Origin of the sequence: Flavobacterium sp. (assembly GCF_050696275.1) — a bacterium.
GTDB lineage: Bacteria > Bacteroidota > Bacteroidia > Flavobacteriales > Flavobacteriaceae > Flavobacterium.
In genome coordinates, this window is record NZ_JBOGUT010000061.1 from 1 (window position 1) to 4,067 (window position 4,067).

Annotated in this window: 5 protein-coding genes; all 5 read left to right on the forward strand. The window is 35.5% G+C overall.

The window, feature by feature from the left end:
- On the forward strand, positions 1–878 hold an 878-nt coding region (locus tag ACRDEC_RS16885), incomplete at its 5' end, for a putative toxin (protein ID WP_431499544.1).
- A gap of 4 nt (positions 879–882) precedes the next feature.
- The gene (locus ACRDEC_RS16890; RefSeq protein WP_431499545.1) at positions 883–1,260 is read left to right on the forward strand and encodes a hypothetical protein; all 378 of its coding nucleotides are present in this window, start codon (positions 883–885) and stop codon (positions 1,258–1,260) included.
- 325 nt (positions 1,261–1,585) lie between these two features.
- Positions 1,586–2,044 (forward strand): hypothetical protein, encoded by a 459-nt coding sequence (locus tag ACRDEC_RS16895; RefSeq protein ID WP_431499546.1) that lies wholly within the window; start codon positions 1,586–1,588, stop codon positions 2,042–2,044.
- Positions 2,041–3,414 (forward strand): RHS repeat-associated core domain-containing protein, encoded by a 1,374-nt coding sequence (locus ACRDEC_RS16900; RefSeq protein WP_431499547.1) that lies wholly within the window; start codon positions 2,041–2,043, stop codon positions 3,412–3,414. Before ACRDEC_RS16895 ends, ACRDEC_RS16900 begins: the two co-directional genes overlap by 4 nt.
- A 1-nt stretch (position 3,415) precedes the next feature.
- The gene (locus ACRDEC_RS16905) at positions 3,416–3,856 is read left to right on the forward strand and encodes a hypothetical protein (protein WP_431499548.1); all 441 of its coding nucleotides are present in this window, start codon (positions 3,416–3,418) and stop codon (positions 3,854–3,856) included.
- Positions 3,857–4,067: the final 211 nt, after the last annotated feature.

A 4,067-nucleotide genomic window follows, 5' to 3' on the forward strand; every position in this document is an offset into this window, starting at 1 on the left:
TCAAGATCATGGAAGAGAATAATTATTATCCTTTTGGGTTGAAGCATGCCAACTACAACATGAGCCAAAAAGCGTATATCAAGGCTGGTAGCGGAGTAGGAATGCAACCACCGTGTGTGGGTTGTCCGTTGAGCTTTAAGTATAATTATAAATACCAAGGACAAGAGCGTCAAGACGAGCTAGGGCTTAACTGGGATAGCTTTAAGTGGAGAAACTATGATTATGCTATTGGTCGATTTATGAGTATTGACCCGTTGTCTGAAGATTATAGATATAATTCTCCGTATGCATTCCAAGAAAACAAAATGGGAATGGGAAGAGAATTGGAAGGATTGGAATTAACAAGTCCTTGGCTTAACATAATGGCATCAGAGCCACCAATGTCTACTTCAACTTTAATGAGTACAGCTAGAAGTACTATCGAAGTAACTGGCAAAACATCTGAAACTGTCTCGAAATATTCTGAAAGTACATTAGAGAATTTTTCAAGAGGTCGAAATACAGAAACTGAACAATTAGCTAATAGCGGATTGGAAAAAAATACTAAACCAGTAACCCAAGTTGACCCAAAAACAGGAAAAGAGGGAACTACAGTTCCTGATGCTATAAAACCTGATGGTGGTACAGTTGAAATAAAAGATGTTAAAAATCAATCATTAACAAGACAGTTGAGACTACAGAAAGCAGAATCTGAAAGTAACGGTGTGAAACCTGAATTAATTATCAATCAAAGTGCTAAATTAAGTGAACCATTAAAAAAAGCTGGTTTTGAAATAAAGACATATCAAAATAATACTGTTATTGAAAGTACAGGAACTTCAAGGCGTCCACTTCCATTACCAGAGCCAAAACCAAAGACTGACCCTAATATGTTATAATAGTATGAAAGTAAATGAAGATTTAATAATAAGTTTAAAAAAAGATATTTTTTACAGAGCAAAATTATTTATTGATGACATGGGTGAGTTTGCTCCATTTGGTTCGGAATTAATTGATGAAGAGATAAAACCTGTAATGATTTATGATGATTCAAATGAAATTATAGAAGGAGTAAAACTTATTAATGTCTTGAAAGACGAGTTTTCTAATAAACTGCATAATAATAGCATCCAAGCTGGAGCTATAGCCTATGATGTGTTTATAAATGTAAAAACTATAAAAAGAAACGCTTTGTGCCTTATAATATCTGTTGATGGAGATAATTGGACAGAGGATTATTATCCATACAAAGTAATTAATAATGAATGTGTTTGGGGTTGATGATAGATAATTTCAGATTCCCAGATTCGGTTTGTGCTTCGTGAGGCACACCACCCACCCACCCATAATATCCAAGGATGAGCCGTAAAAAGCTCGTCCTTTTTTTTGGTGGTAACTGGAAATAAAAACATCGATTAAAAAGAAAATCCCCTAGCCCTGATGGCAGCGGTATCCTTTTTGTCTCGTTTTTTGGAACGAGATAAAAAGATAAAGCGGATAGCAGGAAATAGCTCCTAAAAAAGTAGATTACACCTACAACATCCGTGGCTGGCTCAAAAGCATCAACGATACGGCAAACCTGACCCAAGGCAGCGACCCGCAGGATTTGTTTGCTTTTAAACTGAATTACCAGGACAATGACAACCAGTCTCATGGGATATATGGTGTGCCGAACCTCTACAACGGGAACATTTCGGAAACCTTATGGAAAACCAAAAATGACAATGTACTGCGTAAATACGGCTACAATTACGACAACCTGAACCGATTGCTAAAAGCGACGTATCAAAAACCAGGAACGGCTTCTCCCACGACCAATTCGTACAATGAGACCCAGACTTATGACAAGAACGGGAACATCACAACATTGGCTCGTACCGGAGAATATGACGATGCAATATACCAGCTCGAAATTGACAACCTGGCCTACAGCTACCACGCAGACAACAAAAACCAGCTGACCAAGGTGTTTGACAGCACCAACAATCCTAACGGATTTAAAGACGACAGTACCGGAGCCACGGACCCGCCGATGATTATACCTATGATGCCAACGGGAATATGATTAGTGATGCCAACAAGCAGATTACCAGCATTGTATACAACCATCTGAATTTACCCACAAAAATCGTTTTTAATAATGATAACAATCTAAGAATTGAATATCTTTATACCGCTGATGGAACCAAATTGCAGAAAACAGTTACCCAAAGCGGTGCAGCACTGACTACACTCTATTTTGACGGTTTTCAGTATGTAGATAATGTATTGCAGTTTTTCCCGCACGCGGAAGGGTATGTGAACAATACGGTGGTAAACGGAACAAATGTGTACAATTACGTATATAATTATACAGATCATTTGGGGAATGTACGATTGAGTTATGGTGTAGACCCAGCCACAGGCGTTCTTAAAACATTGGAAGAGAATAATTATTATCCTTTTGGCCTGAAGCACAAGAATTACAATATGAGCCAAAAAGCTTATATTAAAGCGGGTAGTGGCACTGGTTTAGAACCTTGTATTGCGTGTCCTAGGGGGTACCAGTATAAATATAATGGAAAAGAATTGCAAGACGAGCTGGGACTGAATATGTACGACTATGGAGCGAGGAATTATGACCCAGCTTTAGGAAGATGGATGAATATGGATGCAAAAGCTGAAAAATATCTTACATTATCTCCTTACACATATGCTATTAATAATCCTATGTTTTTTGTGGACCCAGATGGAAATGAAATTGATATTTATTATGGGAAAGATAATAGAGAGAAAGCTAAATATACATATCAAAAAGATAGAGATTACTCAAAAGTAAAAGGTGGAGCTGGAGGTTTTCTTGCTGATGCTTATGAGGCATTAGATAGACTTTATGAGGCTTCTAATATTGAAGTAGATGGAAAAACGGTGAATGTTGTGCAATCATTAATTAATGATTCAAGAGAATTGTCAGTGGTTCAAAGAAAAGATTCTGAAAATGATTTAGAAGGTTCAATATTTAATTTTGGAAGAAGTTACCCTAATTCAAAAAATAATTCAACCAAGTCAATTTCTGATATCGGAACAATACATTTTAACAATGTTAAAGGAGTTTTATTTGATGATACAAAAAATAGTTTCGAAAGTAATTTAATGGACCAATACTATGGTAATGGGAAATTAGCTAAAACTGCCAAAGTGAATTCTCCTACTTCAGTATTGGGACATGAACTTATACATGCCTTTGATTACATGTCTTCTAGTACAAGTTATTTTGCTAGAAGGGATTCAAATTCTGTTTTTCTAGGAACTGTAAAATATCCTAACCAAGAAGAAGCAAGAGCTACAACATTGTCGTCTCAAATAAATATAAAATTAAATGAGAATCCTAGAAATAATTATAGAGCTCTTATGGTTCCTACTGAAAGTGTAACTTCGAATAAAATTATAAAATAACATGAATAAATTTTTTTTAATATCAACAGTAATACTGCTTTTTTCTTGTAGTTCAAAAATATTACCGTTAGAAACAACCAAAAACAAGATTGAGGTTGTCAAATTTATGCATACCGCTAATCATTTTGCAAAAGAACTTAACGAAGATTCTTTTTGGAGAAATAAGGAAGGTCATGCAAAAATGGAGATATTAACTGATGGTAATCCAACTTTTATTGACGAGATAAAAGAAATGAAAAAGGTTGAGTTGGAAGGTTTAGATATGTTAACATATTCTTTCTTGGTAAAAAATGGAAAGACAACTGATACTATTTATGCTGATTCTGATTTGAAAGTTTGGGAATTTGTAAAAAACAGAAAAAGGACATATTTTTCTGATGATGAAAAAAAAGTATCTGAATATCTAAAAAATCAATATTCCTTTTTCAATAATTGTTGGTAATATTCCAGATTCGGTTTGTGCTTCGTGAGGCACACCACCCACCCACAAATGCAAGGATGAGCCGTAAAAAGCTCGTCCTTTTTGTTTGGTGGTAACTGGAAATAAAAACATCGATTAAAAAGAAAATCCCCTAGCCCTGATGGCAGCGGTATCCTTTTTGTCTCGTTTTTTGGAACGAGATAAAAAGATAAAGCGGATAGCAGGAAATAGC

Excerpts from the sequence above, each read along its gene's own strand:
- ACRDEC_RS16890 (WP_431499545.1), top strand. The coding sequence starts at position 883 with ATGAAAGTAAATGAAGATTTAATAATAAGTTTAAAAAAAGATATTTTT.
- ACRDEC_RS16900 (WP_431499547.1), top strand. The coding sequence starts at position 2,041 with ATGATTAGTGATGCCAACAAGCAGATTACCAGCATTGTATACAACCAT.
- ACRDEC_RS16905 (WP_431499548.1), top strand. The coding sequence starts at position 3,416 with ATGAATAAATTTTTTTTAATATCAACAGTAATACTGCTTTTTTCTTGT.